A 19,484-nucleotide genomic window follows, 5' to 3' on the forward strand; every position below is an offset into this window, starting at 1 on the left:
CTTAATTCCTCCTTCGATTTCTCTTTAAAAACTCACTTATTATTTTACCAAACTTTTCTCCATCTTCCACATGAATCGCATGTCCCGCACCATTTATTATTTTCCATTCAGCCCGCTTCAGCTTTTTTTTCATCGAGGCAGCAATTTCACAAAACTTAGGATCGAGTTCACCGGTTACAAGGAGCACAGGAAAATCAAGGGTTTTCAGTTCTCCCCAGTAAGAAGCTTGACTGCCGGTCCCCATACCTAGAAGGCTATTGTAAAGGCCGGCAGGGACATTTGCCATCCGCTGTTCCCGGATGGCCAACCTGGTTTTGGCCGGCAGCCGTTTTTGACTTTCAAACAGCGGGATGTTTTCCCATTGATCCACAAAAGCTTCCATGCCATTTTCAAGAATCCTTTCGGCAAGCTTTCTATCATTTCGCCTTCGGATTTCCCGATCCTCTTCTGTTAAAAGGCCTGGTGAAGCGCTTTCCAATATCAATGTATCAACATATCCAGGATATAAACAGGCAAATCCCAATCCAAGCCTTCCGCCCATCGAGTACCCAAGGATATGGGCTTTCGGGAAATGTAACGCATCCAAAATATCCTTAATATCTTCAGCCACTCGCTCCATCTCATACCTTCGATGATCAGCTGGTGATGCAGACATGCCATGGCCTATGATGTCGACCATGATCATGGTATACTGCTCACGCAAAAGCGGAATGAGGAATTTCCATGTATCCCGATTTCCCGTAAATCCGTGCAAAAGAACAAGAGGATCTCCATTTCCCGTTATTTCAACAGCATAATTGACATCCTTGATGACATAATTCATGATATTTCCCTGTCTAACACCATTTTTATTTCCTGGGAAACAAAACTCCACAAATTTCGATGCTTTTGTAAATTGGACTCTCTTTCTGTCGGTACTTCAATGATTTTCAGACCTTGTATTTCAAATGACTCTGTAAATACATTCTTTAACTCATCCCAATTTTGCACCTTGCTGTATTTACCGCCGTAAAGCTGGGCAGCATGGGAAAAATCGAGACCGTGAGGCGTCCCGAATAGCGTTTCGAAATGTTCTCTCTCATTCGCCTGTGGCAAGAAAGAGAAAATGCCGCCCCCATCATTATTGATCAACAATATCGTGATGTTTTGTTTTTGAAGTTTAGCCGCAAGCAAGCCATTCATATCATGGAAAAAACTTAAATCCCCGATTGCCAGTACAGTATTTTTCGATACCGTACTTACGCCAAGCGCAGTGGAAACGACACCATCGATGCCATTCGCCCCTCGGTTTGCAAAGGTTTTGATTCCCTTTCCATTATTCAAAAAGAATGTATCCAAATCACGTATGGGCATACTATTCCCGACAAACAAGGTGGATCCCGATGGCATCATATCAGCAAGCAGGGAGAACAGCTTGCCTTCACTTAACTCCCCTTCATCCTTGATGGAGGCTAAGGCATTCTTCGTCGCTCCGTTGACGGTTTGCCATAAACCAAGCCATTCATCATCATTGGCATCAGTAATATTTTCAGCAACACGCTTGCAGAAATCCTTCTCTTCGCTGTAAATCATGTTAGTTGCCAATCCTGCTGGCTCACGCCAACCTGCACCGCCATCGACGACCAAAGTGGTTGCCTGTTTTTGTTTTTTCATGAATAACAATAAAGGTTTAGAAACAGGCATTGTCCCGAAACGCAATATCACTTCCGGCTTGAAAGCCGCCTTTACCGCTTCATCGCGCAGAAACGTATCGTACGCATCAATTATGACGTCTTTGCCGTGACTCCCGCTCCTTAACTGGGAAAGAGGGTCAGCCAGTACCGGAAAAGCAAGTTTATCCGCTAATGCGACGATGGCTTCCTTCATCTCTGGATGCGGTAATTCGCCACATACAATCAACCCTTGCTTAGCTTGTGACAAAGTAGTTGCAATAGCTTCTATTTGTGATGCGGACAGTGACCGCTCTCCACTGTCAATCAACACTGCAGGCGTCATTTTATTTTGCCGATACTCCTTTGCTTGCTCCAGATCCGGAATCAATGGTTCACGAAGCGGGAAATTCAAATGTACAGGCCCTGCAGGTTCACTTGCCGCTGTAGCCACTGCCCTTGCACCAACCGTTCTTGCATACCGCATCATCTCATCCGTGCTTTCAGGAAGTGCCATTTCGACAAACCATTTTACTTGTCTACCATAAAGATGAATCTGATCGATTGCCTGTGGGGCGCCGACATCACGCAATTCATGCGGACGATCAGCGGTAAGTACAATAAGCGGCACCCTTGAATAGAATGCCTCAATGACGGCTGGGTAAAAGTTTGCAGCGGCTGTACCGGACGTACAAAGAAGTCCGACAGGTTCCTTTAAGGCCTTAGCCAAACCAAGGGCAAAAAAAGCAGCCGAACGCTCATCCACATTAATATGAACTTCGATATCAGGGTGTTCCACTAGCAACAAAGCTAGGGGTGTGGATCGTGAACCCGGGCTCACCACCACATGCTTCATCTCATTTTGTGCCAGCTCATCGACAAATGAAGCAGCATATGCTGTCAATGCATCTCGGTCATTCATTAAGATTTCCTCCTAAAGCACTTAACATCGGATTGAATTTAATCCCCGTTTCCCGGAATTCACTTTCGGGAGTCGAATCCTCCACTACGCCGCATCCAGCAAAAAGCGATGCCTCATTGTTCTGTATAAGCGCAGAACGTATCCCTACAGCGAATTCCCCATTTCCATACGTATCCACCCAGCCTAAAGGACCTGCATAAAAGCCGCGTTCAAGGCCTTCCATTTCCCGGATTCGCACAACGGCCTTTTCTTTTGGAAGTCCGCCCATAGCCGGTGTAGGATGTAGTTTCTCGACGAATTCAAAAATCGTGACACCTTCCTTGGATATTCCGCGGACCGGTGTATACAAATGCTGGATATGACGGTTTTTCATAAGTTTCGGTTCGGCTGGAACAATTACCTTTTCGCATACAGAATCAAAGGCATTTGATATCATCGACACGACATATTGGTGCTCTTGTAAATTCTTTTGGTCCTGTAGCAATTCATCACCAAGACAAACATCTTCTTGCTCATCTTTCCCTCGCCCCATCGATCCAGCAAGACAGGTAGAAAATACTTCATTTCCCTGTTTCTTAATTAAACGTTCAGGAGTGGCACCGACAAAACAGTCACCACCTGCTTCCAAACTGAAAATATAGCTTAATGGCTGCTCAGCAATCAATTGTTCAAGCACTTTCCCTGAATCGATGGAACGCTCAAAAACCAGTCGAAGCTCCCTCGCCAAAACGATTTTGTCGAGATCTGTCGTCTTGATTTCCTGAACAGCCTCAGCGACCGTCCGTTTCCATTCGTCAGGTTTGACTTCCCTCTGCTTAACCAGGGAATTGTGACCCAATCCAGTGTCATCCAAGCTTTCGAAAAGAAAAGCTTCCCGTTCATTTATCATATCTATGAAGAGTTTTTCTGAATCATCAGGCGAACAAAGTAAGTTTGTCGTTAAGTAAGCTTGTTTCCCCACTATTGATAGCATGAAGGCAGGTATATAAAACAGGTTGTCCCCGAATTGATTCCAAAGGAGCGTACTGTTAGTTTCATAATCAAAAGAAAAGCCCCCAAACAGTAAAGGACCGGTCGCTTCTACATCAGTCAATCCTGTTTTGACAGCAGTATTCTGCAGTTTGATCCAGCTCTTTTCGACTTCTCTATAACGTTCGGCATTCGATGCCGCTTTGAGTTTCTTAACATTGCCTAAGCCGGTGATGGTTATTTCCTTTGCAGGGTCCTCCCAGAAAAAGCGTTCACCCGCGTACCGTTCTCTTCCAGCTTGATAAAATGAAAGGGGGTTCGTGCAATTAACTTTCTTAATATGACTGAATAGAACTTGATCATTCAAGTCCTTCGCCTTTTGTATAGCTGAAGCCAGTCCCTGAAACTGCCCAGTTTCTTCTGAGATAGCCAAAAAAATCCCCCCAAATGTACATTTTAAAAGCTTTTTAACCTATTTAAAGATACACCTCCATTCAACCTCATGTCAATAAAACGCCCCTTTACCGAACGATTCATGCCTGCTTTTTTCCTTATTATATGAATCTTAGCGAATGAAGAGAAATATCCTTTATTTTGGAAGAGAATCTTCCACGAAATCAATTGACACCCTTACCTAATTTTCCTATCCTTATTAGGATAACCTTTTGTGCAACATTTCAATATTTGTTATAATTTCGAGAGAACCAATAATGATTTTGAGGAGAGAAATAATGCAAACAGAATACGACGGACTTCCCCTTAAACGGACCTGGAAGATTTGGTGGGAGTTAATTCGTCCACATACACTAACCGCAGCTTTTGTCCCGGTCTTACTTGGAACTGTGATTGCACTTTTGGATGATGGCGTGAATTGGTTACTATTCGCTGCCATGATGATTGCAAGTATCCTGATTCAAGCTGCAACCAATTTATTCAATGAATACTATGATTTCAAGCGAGGCTTGGATACTGAGGAGTCCGTAGGCATCGGTGGCGGAATCGTCCGTCATGGGATGACCCCCAAACTCATCATGACCTTGGCCCTTGGCATGTATGCCATCGCACTCATAATCGGAATCTATATCTGTGCCGCATCATCTTGGTGGCTTGCTGCAGTAGGCCTGGTTTGCATGCTTGTCGGCTATCTTTATACAGGCGGTCCCCTACCCATTTCATATACACCATTCGGGGAACTTTTTTCTGGATTGTTCATGGGCTTTTTGATAATCCTGATCGCCTTTTTCATTCAAACCGGTCATGTTTCCTCAACAGCCATCTTAATTGCCATTCCAAGTGGAATATTGGTCGGGTTGATCAACTTATCCAATAACCTCCGTGACCATGATGGGGATAAGGCACATGGCCGCAAAACCATGCCTGTAGTGATGGGCAGGAAAAACGCACTGAAATTCATGGCAATCATGTTTGCCTTCTCTTATCTATGGCTGGTTGGGTTAGTCCTTACCGGAAACGTAACAGCGTGGATTCTCCTTGCCTTCCTAAGCATCCCGAAAGCCATGGCCGCAATCAAAGGCTTCGTAGGTAAAACGCAGCCGATCACCATGGTGCCAGCAATGAAAGCCACGGCCCAGACGAACACCTTCTTTGGCTTACTCATGGCCATTGGATTATTCATCAGCTATCTAATATGATTTCCAAGGACTGAGCTCATCCGCTCAGTCTTTTTTCTATCTTCCGTTCCATTTTGTTTTCCTATACTACGATTCGGGTAATAGATAATACAACCATCTTACCAAAATAAAATGAGATATGGACTTTAGAAGGAGTGAAACGGATATGGCAACCAAACAGCAAATGCAAAAATTCAAAAAAGAACTGCTTCAAGAAAAAGATGAGCTTGGAAACAGGATTCAAAATGATGAACAATCCGTTCTGGATAAAAGCCAGACTGAATCCGTAGGGGAATTATCATCCTATGATAATCATCCTGCTGACCTAGGAACAGAATTATTCGAGATGGAACGGAACCAAGCACTGGATGAGCATGCACAATCTGAAATGGAGAAAATAGAAGAAGCATTGTATGCCATAGAAGAGGGTACGTATGGCCATTGTAAAACCTGCAATATAGAAATACCCATCGATAGGCTTGAAGCGATCCCAAGCACTCTTTACTGTGTCGAGCATGCCCCAGAACGGCCTACTGCACAAGACCGACCAGTGGAAGAGGATATATTGATTCCATCCAAGGGTGATCATTTTGAAAATCGTCATGGAAATGAAATAGTGGATAAAGAGGATAGCTTTGGTGAAGTCGCCAAATTCGGTACATCCGAAACGCCATCTGATTACACCGGCGATCATGACAATTATAATGATCTTTATAAAACCGAAGATGAAACGGATGGATTTCCAGAAGACTATGAAGGATTTGCAGCAAATGATATCGAAGGAAAAAATAGGGTGGATATACCGAACAAAAAGCAAAAGGAATATGAAGATACATTAGATGAAGAAAATATCGATTCCCAGCTTGGAGACATTCCTTATAAACAAAAAGATACTTATATCAATGAAAAGAAATGAAAAAAAGAAGCATACATGGATGTATGCTTCCTTTTTTGTTATGACCCGTACGGGATTCGAACCCGTGTTACCGCCGTGAAAGGGCGGTGTCTTAACCGCTTGACCAACGGGCCAAATGGCGGAGAAGGAGGGATTTGAACCCTCGCGCCGCTCGCGCGACCTACACCCTTAGCAGGGGCGCCTCTTCAGCCTCTTGAGTACTTCCCCATGGCTCCGCAGGTAGGACTCGAACCTACGACCGTTCGGTTAACAGCCGAATGCTCTACCACTGAGCTACTGCGGAACAATATAAATATGGTGGGCCTAAATGGACTCGAACCATCGACCTCACGCTTATCAGGCGTGCGCTCTAACCAGCTGAGCTATAGGCCCATATTTGGAGCGGGTGAAGGGAATCGAACCCTCATCATCAGCTTGGAAGGCTGAGGTTTTACCACTAAACTACACCCGCGAAATGGGGCGACTGATGGGAATCGAACCCACGAATGCCTGAACCACAATCAGGTGCGTTAACCACTTCGCCACAACCGCCGTAATATGAAAGATATGGTGGCTCAGGACGGAATCGAACCGCCGACACAAGGATTTTCAGTCCTTTGCTCTACCGACTGAGCTACTGAGCCACATTTGTATTAAATTTAAAAAATGGCGGTCCCGACGGGAATCGAACCCGCGATCTCCTGCGTGACAGGCAGGCATGTTAACCGCTACACCACGGGACCTAATAATTGCGGGGACAGGATTTGAACCTGCGACCTTCGGGTTATGAGCCCGACGAGCTACCGGACTGCTCCACCCCGCGACGGTAATAATGAAACGATTTGCATCAAGTTTTCGTGTATATTGTTTTTTCGCTTCCTCTATGTAAGGTTGTTTCAAAACAACTTGCTGCTTTTTAAAAAAATGGAGGAGGTAGAGGGATTCGAACCCCCGCGGGATTTGACTCCCCTGTCGGTTTTCAAGACCGATCCCTTCAGCCGAACTTGGGTATACCTCCACGGCTTTAAAAAATGCATATGGTGGACCTTGTAGGACTCGAACCTACGACCGGACGGTTATGAGCCGTCTGCTCTAACCAGCTGAGCTAAAGGTCCTTATATTTATTGGTAGCGGCGGAGGGGATCGAACCCCCGACCTCACGGGTATGAACCGTACGCTCTAGCCAGCTGAGCTACACCGCCAATATAATATAAGTATCTGATTGAAAAATGGTGGAGCCTAGCGGGATCGAACCGCTGACCTCCTGCGTGCAAGGCAGGCGCTCTCCCAGCTGAGCTAAGGCCCCATTCATTAAAAATCACGTGGTCGGGAAGACAGGATTCGAACCTGCGACCCCTTGGTCCCAAACCAAGTGCTCTACCAAGCTGAGCTACTTCCCGCAATAAAACATGGTGCGCCCGGCGGGAGTCGAACCTACAACCTTCTGATTCGTAGTCAGATGCTCTATCCAATTGAGCTACGGGCGCATATTAAGATGGTGCCGAGGACCGGAATCGAACCGGTACGGTAGTCACCTACCGCAGGATTTTAAGTCCTGTGCGTCTGCCAGTTCCGCCACCCCGGCACATACGAAAAGTGGAGCGGAAGACGGGATTCGAACCCGCGACCCCAACCTTGGCAAGGTTGTATTCTACCACTGAACTACTTCCGCATGAAAGATGCGGGTGAAGGGACTTGAACCCCCACGCCTTGCGGCGCCAGATCCTAAGTCTGGTGCGTCTGCCAATTCCGCCACACCCGCATATAAAATGGTGAGCCATGAAGGATTCGAACCTTCGACCCTCTGATTAAAAGTCAGATGCTCTACCAACTGAGCTAATGGCTCGTGCTTGTACTATTTCAAAAAATGGTGCCGGCAAGAGGACTTGAACCCCCAACCTACTGATTACAAGTCAGTTGCTCTACCAGTTGAGCTACACCGGCAGGTGTAAAATGGTGGAGGATGACGGGATCGAACCGCCGACCCTCTGCTTGTAAGGCAGATGCTCTCCCAGCTGAGCTAATCCTCCATATAAAACCTGCTTGGCGACGTCCTACTCTCACAGGGGGAAACCCCCAACTACCATCGGCGCTGAAGAGCTTAACTGCCGTGTTCGGAATGGGAACGGGTGTGACCTCTTCGCTATCGTCACCAAACAATGTTAACATTTTTTCAAGACATATATTATTATAACGTCTTTTCGAAAAAATGCAAGAAGAAATTTTCATTCCTTCAAAACTAGATAATAAGAAGGTATTTCATTTTTTTAAAGCGTTGGTTAAGTCCTCGATCTATTAGTATCAGTCAGCTCCACATGTCGCCACGCTTCCACCTCTGACCTATCAACCTGATCATCTTTCAGGGATCTTACTAGCTTGCGCCATGGGAAATCTCATCTTGAGGGGGGCTTCATGCTTAGATGCTTTCAGCACTTATCCCGTCCGCACGTAGCTACCCAGCTATGCCTTTGGCAAGACAACTGGTACACCAGCGGTGCGTCCATCCCGGTCCTCTCGTACTAAGGACAGCTCCTCTCAAATTTCCTGCGCCCGCGACGGATAGGGACCGAACTGTCTCACGACGTTCTGAACCCAGCTCGCGTACCGCTTTAATGGGCGAACAGCCCAACCCTTGGGACCGACTACAGCCCCAGGATGCGATGAGCCGACATCGAGGTGCCAAACCTCCCCGTCGATGTGGACTCTTGGGGGAGATAAGCCTGTTATCCCCGGGGTAGCTTTTATCCGTTGAGCGATGGCCCTTCCATGCGGAACCACCGGATCACTAAGCCCGACTTTCGTCCCTGCTCGACTTGTAGGTCTCGCAGTCAAGCTCCCTTGTGCCTTTACACTCTACGAATGATTTCCAACCATTCTGAGGGAACCTTTGGGCGCCTCCGTTACTCTTTAGGAGGCGACCGCCCCAGTCAAACTGCCCACCTGACACTGTCTCCCACCCCGATAAGGGGCGCGGGTTAGAATTTCAATACAGCCAGGGTAGTATCCCACCAACGCCTCCACCGAAGCTAGCGCTCCGGCTTCTCAGGCTCCTACCTATCCTGTACAAGCTGTACCAAAATTCAATATCAGGCTGCAGTAAAGCTCCACGGGGTCTTTCCGTCCTGTCGCGGGTAACCTGCATCTTCACAGGTACTATAATTTCACCGAGTCTCTCGTTGAGACAGTGCCCAGATCGTTACACCTTTCGTGCGGGTCGGAACTTACCCGACAAGGAATTTCGCTACCTTAGGACCGTTATAGTTACGGCCGCCGTTTACTGGGGCTTCGGTTCAAAGCTTCGCTTGCGCTAACCTCTCCCCTTAACCTTCCAGCACCGGGCAGGTGTCAGCCCCTATACTTCGCCTTGCGGCTTCGCAGAGACCTGTGTTTTTGCTAAACAGTCGCCTGGGCCTATTCACTGCGGCTTTTCCGGGCTATTCACCCTAAAAAGCACCCCTTCTCCCGAAGTTACGGGGTCATTTTGCCGAGTTCCTTAACGAGAGTTCTCTCGCACACCTTAGGATTCTCTCCTCGCCTACCTGTGTCGGTTTGCGGTACGGGCACCTTACATCTCACTAGAGGCTTTTCTTGGCAGCGTGGAATCAGGAACTTCGGTACTATATTTCCCTCGCCATCACAGCTCCGCCTTAATGGAAACGGGATTTGCCTCGTTTCCGGCCTAACTGCTTGGACGCGCATATCCAACAGCGCGCTTACCCTATCCTTCTGCGTCCCCCCATCGTTCAAACGATGTATAGGTGGTACAGGAATATCAACCTGTTGTCCATCGCCTACGCCTTTCGGCCTCGGCTTAGGTCCCGACTAACCCTGAGCGGACGAGCCTTCCTCAGGAAACCTTAGGCATTCGGTGGAAGGGATTCTCACCCTTCTTTCGCTACTCATACCGGCATTCTCACTTCTAAGCGCTCCACCAGTCCTTCCGGTCTGACTTCAACGCCCTTAGAACGCTCTCCTACCATCGACACCTAATGGTGTCAATCCACAGCTTCGGTGATACGTTTAGCCCCGGTACATTTTCGGCGCGGAGTCACTCGACCAGTGAGCTATTACGCACTCTTTAAATGGTGGCTGCTTCTGAGCCAACATCCTGGTTGTCTAAGCAACTCCACATCCTTTTCCACTTAACGTATACTTTGGGACCTTAGCTGGTGGTCTGGGCTGTTTCCCTTTCGACTACGGATCTTATCACTCGCAGTCTGACTCCCAAGAATAAGTATTTGGCATTCGGAGTTTGACTGAATTCGGTAACCCGTTGGGGGCCCCTAGTCCAATCAGTGCTCTACCTCCAATACTCTCATCTTGAGGCTAGCCCTAAAGCTATTTCGGAGAGAACCAGCTATCTCCAGGTTCGATTGGAATTTCTCCGCTACCCACACCTCATCCCCGCACTTTTCAACGTGCGTGGGTTCGGGCCTCCATTCAGTGTTACCTGAACTTCACCCTGGACATGGGTAGATCACCTGGTTTCGGGTCTACGACCTCATACTCATTCGCCCTATTCAGACTCGCTTTCGCTGCGGCTCCGTCTTATCAACTTAACCTCGCATGAAATCGTAACTCGCCGGTTCATTCTACAAAAGGCACGCCATTACCCATTAACGGGCTTTGACTACTTGTAGGCACACGGTTTCAGGATCTATTTCACTCCCCTTCCGGGGTGCTTTTCACCTTTCCCTCACGGTACTGGTTCACTATCGGTCACTAGGGAGTATTTAGCCTTGGGAGATGGTCCTCCCTGCTTCCGACGGGATTTCTCGTGTCCCGCCGTACTCAGGATCCACTCAGGAGGGAACGAAGTTTCAACTACAGGGTTTTTACCTTCTTTGACGGACCTTTCCAGGTCACTTCATTTACCCCGTTCCTTTGTAACTCCATGTTGAGTGTCCTACAACCCCAAGAGGCAAGCCTCTTGGTTTGGGCTAATTCCGTTTCGCTCGCCGCTACTCAGGAAATCGCATTTGCTTTCTCTTCCTCCGGGTACTTAGATGTTTCAGTTCCCCGGGTCTGCCTTCAGTACCCTATGTATTCAGGTAAAGATACTGTTCCATTACGAACAGTGGGTTTCCCCATTCGGAAATCTCCGGATCAAAGCTTACTTACAGCTCCCCGAAGCATATCGGTGTTAGTCCCGTCCTTCATCGGCTCCTAGTGCCAAGGCATCCACCGTGCGCCCTTTCTAACTTAACCGTTAAAAAGATCTTACAGATGCTTTGAAAAAAATTAATTGCCTTCTATCTATTATCTAGTTTTCAAGGAACAAAGCAGAAAGAATCCATCACATCGTGATGCTTTTCTTCCCTATTTGAATGAATTACTCATTCAAAACTGAACAAAACAAAAGCGCTCTCGTAATTATCCTTAGAAAGGAGGTGATCCAGCCGCACCTTCCGATACGGCTACCTTGTTACGACTTCACCCCAATCATCTGTCCCACCTTAGGCGGCTGGCTCCATAAAGGTTACCTCACCGACTTCGGGTGTTACAAACTCTCGTGGTGTGACGGGCGGTGTGTACAAGGCCCGGGAACGTATTCACCGCGGCATGCTGATCCGCGATTACTAGCGATTCCGGCTTCATGTAGGCGAGTTGCAGCCTACAATCCGAACTGAGAATGGCTTTATGGGATTCGCTTACCTTCGCAGGTTTGCAGCCCTTTGTACCATCCATTGTAGCACGTGTGTAGCCCAGGTCATAAGGGGCATGATGATTTGACGTCATCCCCACCTTCCTCCGGTTTGTCACCGGCAGTCACCTTAGAGTGCCCAACTGAATGCTGGCAACTAAGATCAAGGGTTGCGCTCGTTGCGGGACTTAACCCAACATCTCACGACACGAGCTGACGACAACCATGCACCACCTGTCACTCTGTCCCCCGAAGGGGAAAGCCCTATCTCTAGGGTTGTCAGAGGATGTCAAGACCTGGTAAGGTTCTTCGCGTTGCTTCGAATTAAACCACATGCTCCACCGCTTGTGCGGGCCCCCGTCAATTCCTTTGAGTTTCAGCCTTGCGGCCGTACTCCCCAGGCGGAGTGCTTAATGCGTTAGCTGCAGCACTAAAGGGCGGAAACCCTCTAACACTTAGCACTCATCGTTTACGGCGTGGACTACCAGGGTATCTAATCCTGTTTGCTCCCCACGCTTTCGCGCCTCAGTGTCAGTTACAGACCAGAAAGTCGCCTTCGCCACTGGTGTTCCTCCAAATCTCTACGCATTTCACCGCTACACTTGGAATTCCACTTTCCTCTTCTGCACTCAAGTTCCCCAGTTTCCAATGACCCTCCACGGTTGAGCCGTGGGCTTTCACATCAGACTTAAGGAACCACCTGCGCGCGCTTTACGCCCAATAATTCCGGACAACGCTTGCCACCTACGTATTACCGCGGCTGCTGGCACGTAGTTAGCCGTGGCTTTCTGGTTAGGTACCGTCAAGGTACCAGCAGTTACTCTGGTACTTGTTCTTCCCTAACAACAGAACTTTACGACCCGAAGGCCTTCTTCGTTCACGCGGCGTTGCTCCGTCAGACTTTCGTCCATTGCGGAAGATTCCCTACTGCTGCCTCCCGTAGGAGTCTGGGCCGTGTCTCAGTCCCAGTGTGGCCGATCACCCTCTCAGGTCGGCTACGCATCGTCGCCTTGGTGAGCCATTACCTCACCAACTAGCTAATGCGCCGCGGGCCCATCTATAAGTGACAGCGTAAACCGTCTTTCCATCTTCTCTCATGCGAGAAAAGAACGCATCCGGTATTAGCTCCGGTTTCCCGAAGTTATCCCAGTCTTATAGGCAGGTTGCCCACGTGTTACTCACCCGTCCGCCGCTAATCTCAGGGAGCAAGCTCCCATCGATTCGCTCGACTTGCATGTATTAGGCACGCCGCCAGCGTTCGTCCTGAGCCAGGATCAAACTCTCCGAAGAAATGTTTGACTTGCTCATTTTGCTTTTTTAATAGTGTGTGCTCACTTAAAATTTAACGTTGGCGCTTTGTTTTGTTCAGTTTTCAAAGAGCAATTTTTGTCGTTTCTCTCAGAAGCGACCTCTATAATGTAACACATTGTGTCACGTTTCGTCAACAACTTTTTTAAAATATTTTTCAACAACTTGTTAGCTGTTTAAGTTGCTGTCTTAGCGACAAGAAATAATATACCATGTACTAAAAATGTTTGCAATATGTTTTTTAAAACTTTTTTCAAAAAAACGTTTTTTTCTTTTTCCCTCTATATATCCTTCATTATCATCCCCCCCTGCTTCCTTGGCCAATAGCATGGTACATGAATAAACGAAGCATATTTCCAAAGAAACACAAATAGACATATAAAGATATCTTTTCCCATGAGGTGAAGCAATGAATCTATCATTAATCGGATTACTCATTTCTTACAGTATGGCCCTTTACTTATTCAGTACTGCTTTTTATGAAGCCATCAGGTTCAGCAGAGAAAAAGGCAAGGTGAATGGTACGACGTTTTTATTCAGCTTTACTTTTGCTATGATTTTCACACGAATCACCTATTTGTTTCATCCCTATTAAATAAAAGCAGTAAGTCAGGAGACTTACTGCTTTTATACGGAGACTTGTGTTTCTTCCTGTACCCTACTTTTCTTTTCATCCTTCAGGAACATCATCAAACCGCCCAATATGATGGTACCTCCCAGGACCTGCGTCCATAGTATCGGTTCATCTAATATGAAATAAGCCAGAACCGTCGCTCCAACCGGTTCAAGTAAGATTCCCATCGAAAGAGTCGAAGTGCTTAACCACTTTAATGACCAATTGAATAAAGAATGTCCTAATAATGTCGGAAAAATGGCAAGCAAAACAAAATAGATCCAATCGGCAGCAGGATATGGTGCCAATGCCTCTCCCTTGAAGATCACATAAAAAAACAAAGTGACTGCACTGATAGCATACACGACAAATGTATATGTTATAGAAGAGATGCGTTTTCGAACATTTTGCCCAAATAATAAATAACCGGTTACAAGCGCACATGCGATTAGCGAAAGAATATCTCCCCAAAGCGCCATGCCGCTGATTCTCAAATCTCCCCAGCTAATGACAAGACTGCCTGCTATCGCAATGATGCCGCTCAATATTGCCTTCATTGAAAACCTTTCTTTAAAAAACAAATAGGCTCCGGCAAAAGCGAATAAAGGCTGGAGGGTGACAAGTACAGTTGAACTCGCAACAGACGTGTAATTAAGCGATTCAAACCATAAAATAAAATGAAAAGCCAAGAACACTCCTGCAGCAATCGAATACAGCCAATCCTTTTTACCAATGAATTTAAGTTCATGGCGGTATTTCACCAAGAAAACCGGCAGCATAAGAAGGACAGTAAATAATAAACGGTAAAAGGCTATAACACCCGATGGAGCAGTCGCTAATTTAACAAGGATGGCCGAAAATGAAACGGATGCCACACCAATCGCCAACGCAACATAAGGATTCACTTTTGGCATTTGCATTTCAAACTCCTCCTATCAAAGGGAATTACTTAACATTGAACTCTATTCTACTATGTTAAAATTAATAGGGTAAGCTTTTTTGAAAAACGGGTATATGGCAACAGACGATCTTTTTCTTCGATAATAATTCGGAAGTGGTGAAACAAAATGGAATGGACATTCGACCCTCAATCGGAACTGCAAATCCTTATCAAATTGGGGATTTCAGCTCTCCTAGGACTAATTATCGGACTAGAGCGAGAAATGAAACGAAAACCCGTTGGATTAAAAACAAGCCTGGTCATTTCAATAGTCAGCTGTTTATTAACGATCGTTTCCATGGAGTCCGCTTATAAGTTCCCAGGAAGTGACGACGTAAATATAACAATGGACCCCTTGCGTCTAGCCGCTCAGATTGTTTCTGGCGTCGGCTTTATCGGGGCAGGCGTCATTCTCCGGCGGGGCAACAACAGCATATCCGGTTTAACGACAGCCGCCATCATATGGGGAGCGGCCGGAATCGGGATTGCCGTAGGAGCAGGATTTTTTCTTGAGGCAATAGCTGGCGTCATACTATTGATCATCAGTGTCGAATTGGTGCCAGCAATGGTCACCTGGCTCGGACCGATGAAGTTACGGCAAAAAGAAATCTTTCTGCAGCTGGTGGTCAAAAACAAAGATGACATTGCCGTCGTATTGAAAAAAATCAAAGAGGAAAAAATATTCATCAAGAACCTTAGAATCAAAGATGTAGAAGAAGACCACCACCTTTTGACACTTAAAGTTTTGGTCGATCATAAAGTTAGAACATCTGAAGTGTATTACACCGTCTCCAATCTTAAGGAAATTGCACGGGTAGAAATCGAAAATTCATAATAAAAGAACCGTTTGACTACTATCAAACGGTTTTTTTATCGTTTTTGCAAAAATCTCATTTTTTATATTGACTTTTCCCCAAAATCCGATAAAATAATTATTGTACCTCAATTCGGGGCATTAGCTCAGCTGGGAGAGCGCTACGCTGGCAGCGTAGAGGTCAGCGGTTCGATCCCGCTATGCTCCATATCCGAAGAACCCTTGTGTAGCAAGGGTTCTTTTCTTTTTTATATATCACTGTGCCCCTAATATTTTCTTCAAAAATGTCCGTCTGGTCACAATCTGGTCACACACGCAATTATTTAATAATTTCATCTAATTTACGAGCCACTTCTTCTTGCATTGATGGAAGAACGTGTGAATAGGTATCAAGTGTAACTTTTATGTTACTGTGTCCTAATCTTTCTGAGATGACTTTGACATGAACACCATTGGAAAGAAGCAAGGTAGCATGCGTATGTCTTAAATCATGAAAGCGGATTTCAGGAACATCAGCCTTTTTATAGTCCTTCTAATATTTGCAGGATTAAGCGGTGTACCATGCTGAGTACAAGCAACTAAATCAAAATCTTGATAAATAGGGCCTAGGCTTAGCCTTTCTTTCGAAACAGTTAATTTACGAGTTATAAGGACCTTTATAGACGACAAGGATAAATTTATTGTCCTTAGACTAGACTTGGTTTTAGCTCCGCTTAAAAATGTCTTACCGTCATGACTAAGAGTCTGTTTAATATTTAACAATCCTTTTTCCAAGTTAAGATCCTTCCAACGCAATCCAAGTAGTTCACCTTGTCGCATACCAGTTGTTAATGCAAGGTAAAATACAATATAAGCAGGATCCTCTTTTGCTACTTTTAGAAATCTATTTATTTCCTCTTCATCCCATACATTCATCTCTTTCTTATTAGCCTTTGGCAATTTAATTTTTAAACTACAAAATTTTTTCTACCTTAAACAAAATTCAACCAAACAACATATAATAACAATATGTGGTACACCATAAAGAAGATCGTGACTCAAACGTCACGGTCTAACAAACAATTATAGAAGTAATTGAGTAATCCATCCTCGTCAGCAAAAACAGGGTGGATTATTCTTTTTGTTTATTTTGTTTGCTCATGTGAACATCACCTACCTACTTATTCTTGTTTAAAGATGAGTTTATTAAGTTCCTTATCAATTACATAAGGTATTTACGGTAATTGTATTGTTTTGATATGCTCTAAATTCCGATAAACCGTTTCCCCTTCAGCTGTTATCAGCCTCATTTTGTTATTTCGAACCTTTTGGAGTAAGCCTATTTTTTCAGTATGGTCTCCACCATCAATAATCACTAGTTGATTTTCCAATCTTTTCAACTGTTCATAAAAGGATCTGGCTAAAGGAGTGGATATAGGCACAAGGGGTAGATTTTCCTTGTTTAAAGAATACGGTATTGTATTAGGAGAATACGGAATTAGCCACTTAACATGATTCATCGAAATAAACATTGTTTTGTACACTGGGGAGTGAAAGACAAAATAGTCGTTCATAATGCTGGTTATATAACCATGAATGGATTTATTCCCTGTGACGTAAACCTCGACAAACAAACCTTTAGCAATAGTTAATACTTTACGAAACGAAATGGTATCAGCTTCAATTGGTTTTTCTGAAGGAGGGTTAAAAGAGGTATATTCTTCATCTAAACTGGCTTCTTTCCATCTTTGAACATGAACAAATGGAATGTAGAGGAATGAATTTGTCCAGCCATCGTTTAAAACAATGATGTCCAACCCAGCATCTATTAGGATTCCCTTGTGAAAATCCCCTCCAGAAATTTCCACCTCAATATATTTTCCCATTAAATCTACAAAATCAGAAAGCATATTTATTCTCCTTTTTCCTCATATTGTTTTATCCTTAAAGTGCTCCACCAAAGAGCCAAGAAACCCAATAATATAAAACCACTAATGTGAATAATACAGTAGGCGGTATAACGACAGCTGTTACTTTTATATATTCCCACCAAGTGATTCTTACTTTTCCACGCTTTACAATGTGCATCCACATCAGCGTAGCCAACGTTCCCATTGGAAGTAGTAAGGAACCCATGTCGCTGCCAATGACGTTCGCCAGATAGGCGATTTTCAAGGAGAGTAAATCTAGATTCATATCCGTTAACGTGAGGGTTCCAATCATGAGTGCAGGGTGATTATTAAAAATATTTGAGAGTACTGATAGAAGTACACCCATCATAACACTTGCATTGAGCAGGCTTCCAGAAACCATTGGACGCATAAATTGGATCAACCAGTCTGTTAGACCGATATTATTCAGACCGTAAATAATCACATACATACTAAAAGCGAACACGATAATATACCACGGCGTTTTTTTCAGCATATCGGTTGGAGGTATTTTTAAATAAGCCCATCTCCATCCTAAAAGGACCAGAGAGCCAATTACAGCCATAAGAGAAACTGGAATGGAAAGAAACGAAGCTACAAATAGACTGACACGAACAGCAAATACAAACAGCAGGACGTTTCGCATAAACCTTGAACGTTCCTTCTCTGAACCATGTTTCATAGGACTTGGCTTAAGTGGATGGTAAGAAGGGTGTGACCGCCCAGTAATCTTAGTAGGAACGGTTTTCGGTAAGACTTTTTTGAAGCGAAGGAACAAGAGCCAAGTCAGCAGTAGTAAACCAAGCGTGGCAGGAACAAACATCATCGCCGTATGCAAATACAAGCTCATATGCACGATTTTTAGAGCGATCAGATTGACAATGTTACTTACACCTATTGGAGCACTCGAAGCAGTCGCAATTAAGGCTCCAGACAGCAAATACGGAATTTTTTGATGGTTTTTTAAGCCCATGTTGTTTAATAACATGACTAGAATTGGGGTTGTAATTAAGATACTTCCATCGTTATTGAAAAAGAGTGTCATGAGAAAACATAAAAGATTGACATACCAGAATAATCTGATGCCAGACCCATTTGCTTTTTCCGCAAGCTTCTCTGCCACCCAGTTAAAGAATCCAAAACTCTCTAAGACAATCGCCATTACAATCGTTGCCATAATAGTTATCGCAGCACCGCTTATCGTTTCTGCAATTAAACCCAGGTCTGTTAGAGAAACACTTCCACTGAGTATGACAATAATTGCACCTATCGTGGCAGGTATAGCTTCATTAATGCCTCTAGGCCTCCAAAGAATCAATCCGAGGGTAACCAAAAAAGATAAAACGGTTATCCAAACCATTGGTTGCATATTTTTCTCCTTCTTTCTAGCTAGTTTTTCATGATGTTTTCATGAGACGACCTAACCCCTTCATTGAGCAAGTCCACTCTTGTCCCCCCCTTCCATCTATCCCTCTTGTGATGTTGTACTGTATTTTATGTATCACGTTAAGAAAGGCTTTAGGTTTGTACCCATTTTTCCAAAAAATCCTCTAGAGTCTAAAAAACAACGATTCAAGTAATTACACATGTCAAGATAGAAGAACATACCTAATTACAAGAATTAACCCTTATTATTAAATTGAAGTAGTTTCTAATGGCAAAAATAAAAAGCGATGCTAAGTAAGCGTCGCCCGATATGGTTTATCCTATTTTTAACCTTCTGCTTATGGCTTTAAGTAGTCATGGAATTTTCTAGTTGGAATATCGATGCAGATTGTGAAGAATTGCACTTAAAGTAAAGGGTGCCTTAGCTGTAGATCAGAGCTGTCTTTATGGCAGCTTTTTCTTTATGCAACTATGTGTAAGCTTTATCAGATATATTTTTATTATCTGGTAAATGCAACACCCATTTGACTCTTTCTTTTTCCTTATTTAAATAACCTCTAATAAAGGCTGAGCTATTAATTTTAGAACTGTCTAAAGTAACTCCTTTTTCTAAAAATGCATCATCACTTATTCCTTTAGGTTCATAAAAAACAGCCTTTTTTATTTTGTGAAGAAATGTACTTAAACTAACTGGTGCTTTACTTCTATAAGGGAGGTTGCTGAGGCAGCCTTTTTCTTATGGCATTAAAGGGGCAGGTTACTTGAAGAAGGCTATGTTGCAATTCATATATTTTTTGAGATAA

At 44.6% G+C, this 19,484-nt stretch carries 10 protein-coding genes, 22 tRNA genes, 3 rRNA genes and 1 pseudogene; 5 read left to right on the forward strand and 31 right to left on the reverse strand.

Annotated elements, in window-relative coordinates:
* Position 1: 1 nt before the first annotated feature.
* Genes menH through ABIE66_RS24565 form a run of 3 tightly spaced genes read right to left on the reverse strand, consistent with a single transcriptional unit; the run spans position 2 to position 3,973 of the window.
* Positions 2-823 (reverse strand): 2-succinyl-6-hydroxy-2,4-cyclohexadiene-1-carboxylate synthase, encoded by an 822-nt coding sequence (menH, locus tag ABIE66_RS24555; RefSeq protein ID WP_370016626.1) that lies wholly within the window; start codon positions 821-823, stop codon positions 2-4.
* Positions 820-2,571, reverse strand: coding sequence for a 2-succinyl-5-enolpyruvyl-6-hydroxy-3-cyclohexene-1-carboxylic-acid synthase (gene menD / locus ABIE66_RS24560; RefSeq protein ID WP_370016627.1), 1,752 nt, complete (start codon positions 2,569-2,571; stop codon positions 820-822). The genes menH and menD overlap by 4 nt, the downstream gene beginning before the upstream one ends.
* The gene (locus ABIE66_RS24565; RefSeq protein WP_370016628.1) at positions 2,564-3,973 is read right to left on the reverse strand and encodes an isochorismate synthase; all 1,410 of its coding nucleotides are present in this window, start codon (positions 3,971-3,973) and stop codon (positions 2,564-2,566) included. Before ABIE66_RS24565 ends, menD begins: the two co-directional genes overlap by 8 nt.
* A gap of 298 nt (positions 3,974-4,271) precedes the next feature.
* Here ABIE66_RS24565 and ABIE66_RS24570 point away from each other — a divergent pair, with 298 nt between their 5' ends.
* Both ABIE66_RS24570 and ABIE66_RS24575 read left to right on the forward strand, forming a co-directional pair.
* Positions 4,272-5,192, forward strand: a complete 921-nt coding sequence (locus tag ABIE66_RS24570) for a 1,4-dihydroxy-2-naphthoate polyprenyltransferase (protein WP_370016629.1) — start codon at positions 4,272-4,274, stop codon at positions 5,190-5,192.
* Between the two features lie 145 nt (positions 5,193-5,337).
* Positions 5,338-6,087, forward strand: coding sequence for a TraR/DksA C4-type zinc finger protein (locus ABIE66_RS24575; RefSeq protein WP_370016630.1), 750 nt, complete (start codon positions 5,338-5,340; stop codon positions 6,085-6,087).
* A gap of 41 nt (positions 6,088-6,128) precedes the next feature.
* Here the strand turns inward: ABIE66_RS24575 and ABIE66_RS24580 are convergent.
* From ABIE66_RS24580 to ABIE66_RS24695, 24 genes are all read right to left on the reverse strand, one after another.
* Positions 6,129-6,200: transfer RNA gene (locus tag ABIE66_RS24580), tRNA-Glu, on the reverse strand.
* A gap of 3 nt (positions 6,201-6,203) precedes the next feature.
* Positions 6,204-6,294 (reverse strand) — tRNA-Ser (locus tag ABIE66_RS24585).
* A gap of 1 nt (position 6,295) precedes the next feature.
* Positions 6,296-6,370 (reverse strand) — tRNA-Asn (locus ABIE66_RS24590).
* A 12-nt stretch (positions 6,371-6,382) separates the two neighbouring features.
* Positions 6,383-6,459: transfer RNA gene (locus tag ABIE66_RS24595), tRNA-Ile, on the reverse strand.
* Positions 6,460-6,464: 5 nt separating this feature from the next.
* Positions 6,465-6,538, reverse strand: a tRNA-Gly gene (locus ABIE66_RS24600).
* A gap of 4 nt (positions 6,539-6,542) precedes the next feature.
* Positions 6,543-6,618 (reverse strand) — tRNA-His (locus ABIE66_RS24605).
* A gap of 16 nt (positions 6,619-6,634) precedes the next feature.
* Positions 6,635-6,710 (reverse strand) — tRNA-Phe (locus ABIE66_RS24610).
* Positions 6,711-6,733: 23 nt separating this feature from the next.
* Positions 6,734-6,809: transfer RNA gene (locus tag ABIE66_RS24615), tRNA-Asp, on the reverse strand.
* A 6-nt stretch (positions 6,810-6,815) separates the two neighbouring features.
* Positions 6,816-6,889 (reverse strand) — tRNA-Met (locus ABIE66_RS24620).
* Between the two features lie 102 nt (positions 6,890-6,991).
* Positions 6,992-7,084 (reverse strand) — tRNA-Ser (locus ABIE66_RS24625).
* 20 nt (positions 7,085-7,104) lie between these two features.
* Positions 7,105-7,181 (reverse strand) — tRNA-Ile (locus ABIE66_RS24630).
* 10 nt (positions 7,182-7,191) lie between these two features.
* A tRNA-Met gene (locus ABIE66_RS24635) sits at positions 7,192-7,268 on the reverse strand.
* A gap of 28 nt (positions 7,269-7,296) precedes the next feature.
* Positions 7,297-7,372 (reverse strand) — tRNA-Ala (locus ABIE66_RS24640).
* A gap of 17 nt (positions 7,373-7,389) precedes the next feature.
* Positions 7,390-7,466, reverse strand: a tRNA-Pro gene (locus ABIE66_RS24645).
* A 10-nt stretch (positions 7,467-7,476) separates the two neighbouring features.
* Positions 7,477-7,553: transfer RNA gene (locus tag ABIE66_RS24650), tRNA-Arg, on the reverse strand.
* A gap of 9 nt (positions 7,554-7,562) precedes the next feature.
* A tRNA-Leu gene (locus tag ABIE66_RS24655) sits at positions 7,563-7,651 on the reverse strand.
* A gap of 12 nt (positions 7,652-7,663) precedes the next feature.
* Positions 7,664-7,738, reverse strand: a tRNA-Gly gene (locus ABIE66_RS24660).
* A gap of 8 nt (positions 7,739-7,746) precedes the next feature.
* A tRNA-Leu gene (locus ABIE66_RS24665) sits at positions 7,747-7,828 on the reverse strand.
* Positions 7,829-7,836: 8 nt separating this feature from the next.
* Positions 7,837-7,912: transfer RNA gene (locus tag ABIE66_RS24670), tRNA-Lys, on the reverse strand.
* A gap of 22 nt (positions 7,913-7,934) precedes the next feature.
* Positions 7,935-8,010: transfer RNA gene (locus ABIE66_RS24675), tRNA-Thr, on the reverse strand.
* Between the two features lie 10 nt (positions 8,011-8,020).
* Positions 8,021-8,096, reverse strand: a tRNA-Val gene (locus ABIE66_RS24680).
* Between the two features lie 11 nt (positions 8,097-8,107).
* Positions 8,108-8,223: ribosomal RNA gene (gene rrf / locus ABIE66_RS24685) — 5S ribosomal RNA — on the reverse strand.
* 118 nt (positions 8,224-8,341) lie between these two features.
* Positions 8,342-11,274: ribosomal RNA gene (locus tag ABIE66_RS24690) — 23S ribosomal RNA — on the reverse strand.
* 175 nt (positions 11,275-11,449) lie between these two features.
* Positions 11,450-13,000 (reverse strand): 16S ribosomal RNA (locus tag ABIE66_RS24695).
* Together the 16S, 23S and 5S rRNA genes with 21 tRNA genes alongside form the textbook arrangement of a ribosomal RNA operon.
* Before the next feature lie 427 nt (positions 13,001-13,427).
* Between ABIE66_RS24695 and ABIE66_RS24700 the strand changes: the two genes are divergently transcribed.
* On the forward strand, positions 13,428-13,613 hold the full coding sequence (locus ABIE66_RS24700) for a hypothetical protein (protein ID WP_289314632.1): 186 nt from the start codon (positions 13,428-13,430) through the stop codon (positions 13,611-13,613).
* A 32-nt stretch (positions 13,614-13,645) separates the two neighbouring features.
* On the opposite strand, the gene ABIE66_RS24705 is transcribed toward ABIE66_RS24700, so the two are convergent.
* Entirely contained in the window at positions 13,646-14,551 is a 906-nt protein-coding gene (locus ABIE66_RS24705; RefSeq protein ID WP_370016631.1) for a DMT family transporter, read from the reverse strand.
* Between the two features lie 147 nt (positions 14,552-14,698).
* Between ABIE66_RS24705 and ABIE66_RS24710 the strand changes: the two genes are divergently transcribed.
* Together ABIE66_RS24710 and ABIE66_RS24715 are read left to right on the forward strand one after the other, a co-directional pair.
* A complete protein-coding gene (locus ABIE66_RS24710; protein WP_289314630.1) occupies positions 14,699-15,406 on the forward strand; it encodes an MgtC/SapB family protein in 708 nt (235 codons plus the stop codon).
* 114 nt (positions 15,407-15,520) lie between these two features.
* Positions 15,521-15,593 (forward strand) — tRNA-Ala (locus tag ABIE66_RS24715).
* A gap of 111 nt (positions 15,594-15,704) precedes the next feature.
* Here the strand turns inward: ABIE66_RS24715 and ABIE66_RS24720 are convergent.
* The 3 genes and pseudogenes from ABIE66_RS24720 to ABIE66_RS24730 form a co-directional block, all read right to left on the reverse strand.
* Positions 15,705-16,348: pseudogene (locus ABIE66_RS24720) on the reverse strand (site-specific integrase); the annotation flags it as partial.
* 251 nt (positions 16,349-16,599) lie between these two features.
* Positions 16,600-17,274, reverse strand: a complete 675-nt coding sequence (locus ABIE66_RS24725; RefSeq protein ID WP_370016632.1) for a DUF2642 domain-containing protein — start codon at positions 17,272-17,274, stop codon at positions 16,600-16,602.
* Positions 17,275-17,308: 34 nt separating this feature from the next.
* Positions 17,309-18,655, reverse strand: coding sequence for an arsenic transporter (locus ABIE66_RS24730; RefSeq protein WP_370017111.1), 1,347 nt, complete (start codon positions 18,653-18,655; stop codon positions 17,309-17,311).
* Between the last annotated feature and the right edge of the window lie 829 nt (positions 18,656-19,484).

Origin of the sequence: Peribacillus sp. B2I2 (assembly GCF_041261685.1) — a bacterium.
In the GTDB taxonomy this organism is placed as follows: Bacteria; Bacillota; Bacilli; order Bacillales; family DSM-1321; genus Peribacillus.

Excerpts from the sequence above, each read along its gene's own strand:
- ABIE66_RS24730 (WP_370017111.1), bottom strand. The coding sequence starts at position 18,655 with ATGGTTTGGATAACCGTTTTATCTTTTTTGGTTACCCTCGGATTGATT.
- menD (WP_370016627.1), bottom strand. The coding sequence starts at position 2,571 with ATGAATGACCGAGATGCATTGACAGCATATGCTGCTTCATTTGTCGAT.
- ABIE66_RS24710 (WP_289314630.1), top strand. The coding sequence starts at position 14,699 with ATGGAATGGACATTCGACCCTCAATCGGAACTGCAAATCCTTATCAAA.
- ABIE66_RS24575 (WP_370016630.1), top strand. The coding sequence starts at position 5,338 with ATGGCAACCAAACAGCAAATGCAAAAATTCAAAAAAGAACTGCTTCAA.
- menH (WP_370016626.1), bottom strand. The coding sequence starts at position 823 with ATGAATTATGTCATCAAGGATGTCAATTATGCTGTTGAAATAACGGGA.
- ABIE66_RS24700 (WP_289314632.1), top strand. The coding sequence starts at position 13,428 with ATGAATCTATCATTAATCGGATTACTCATTTCTTACAGTATGGCCCTT.
- ABIE66_RS24725 (WP_370016632.1), bottom strand. The coding sequence starts at position 17,274 with ATGCTTTCTGATTTTGTAGATTTAATGGGAAAATATATTGAGGTGGAA.
- ABIE66_RS24570 (WP_370016629.1), top strand. The coding sequence starts at position 4,272 with ATGCAAACAGAATACGACGGACTTCCCCTTAAACGGACCTGGAAGATT.
- ABIE66_RS24705 (WP_370016631.1), bottom strand. The coding sequence starts at position 14,551 with ATGCAAATGCCAAAAGTGAATCCTTATGTTGCGTTGGCGATTGGTGTG.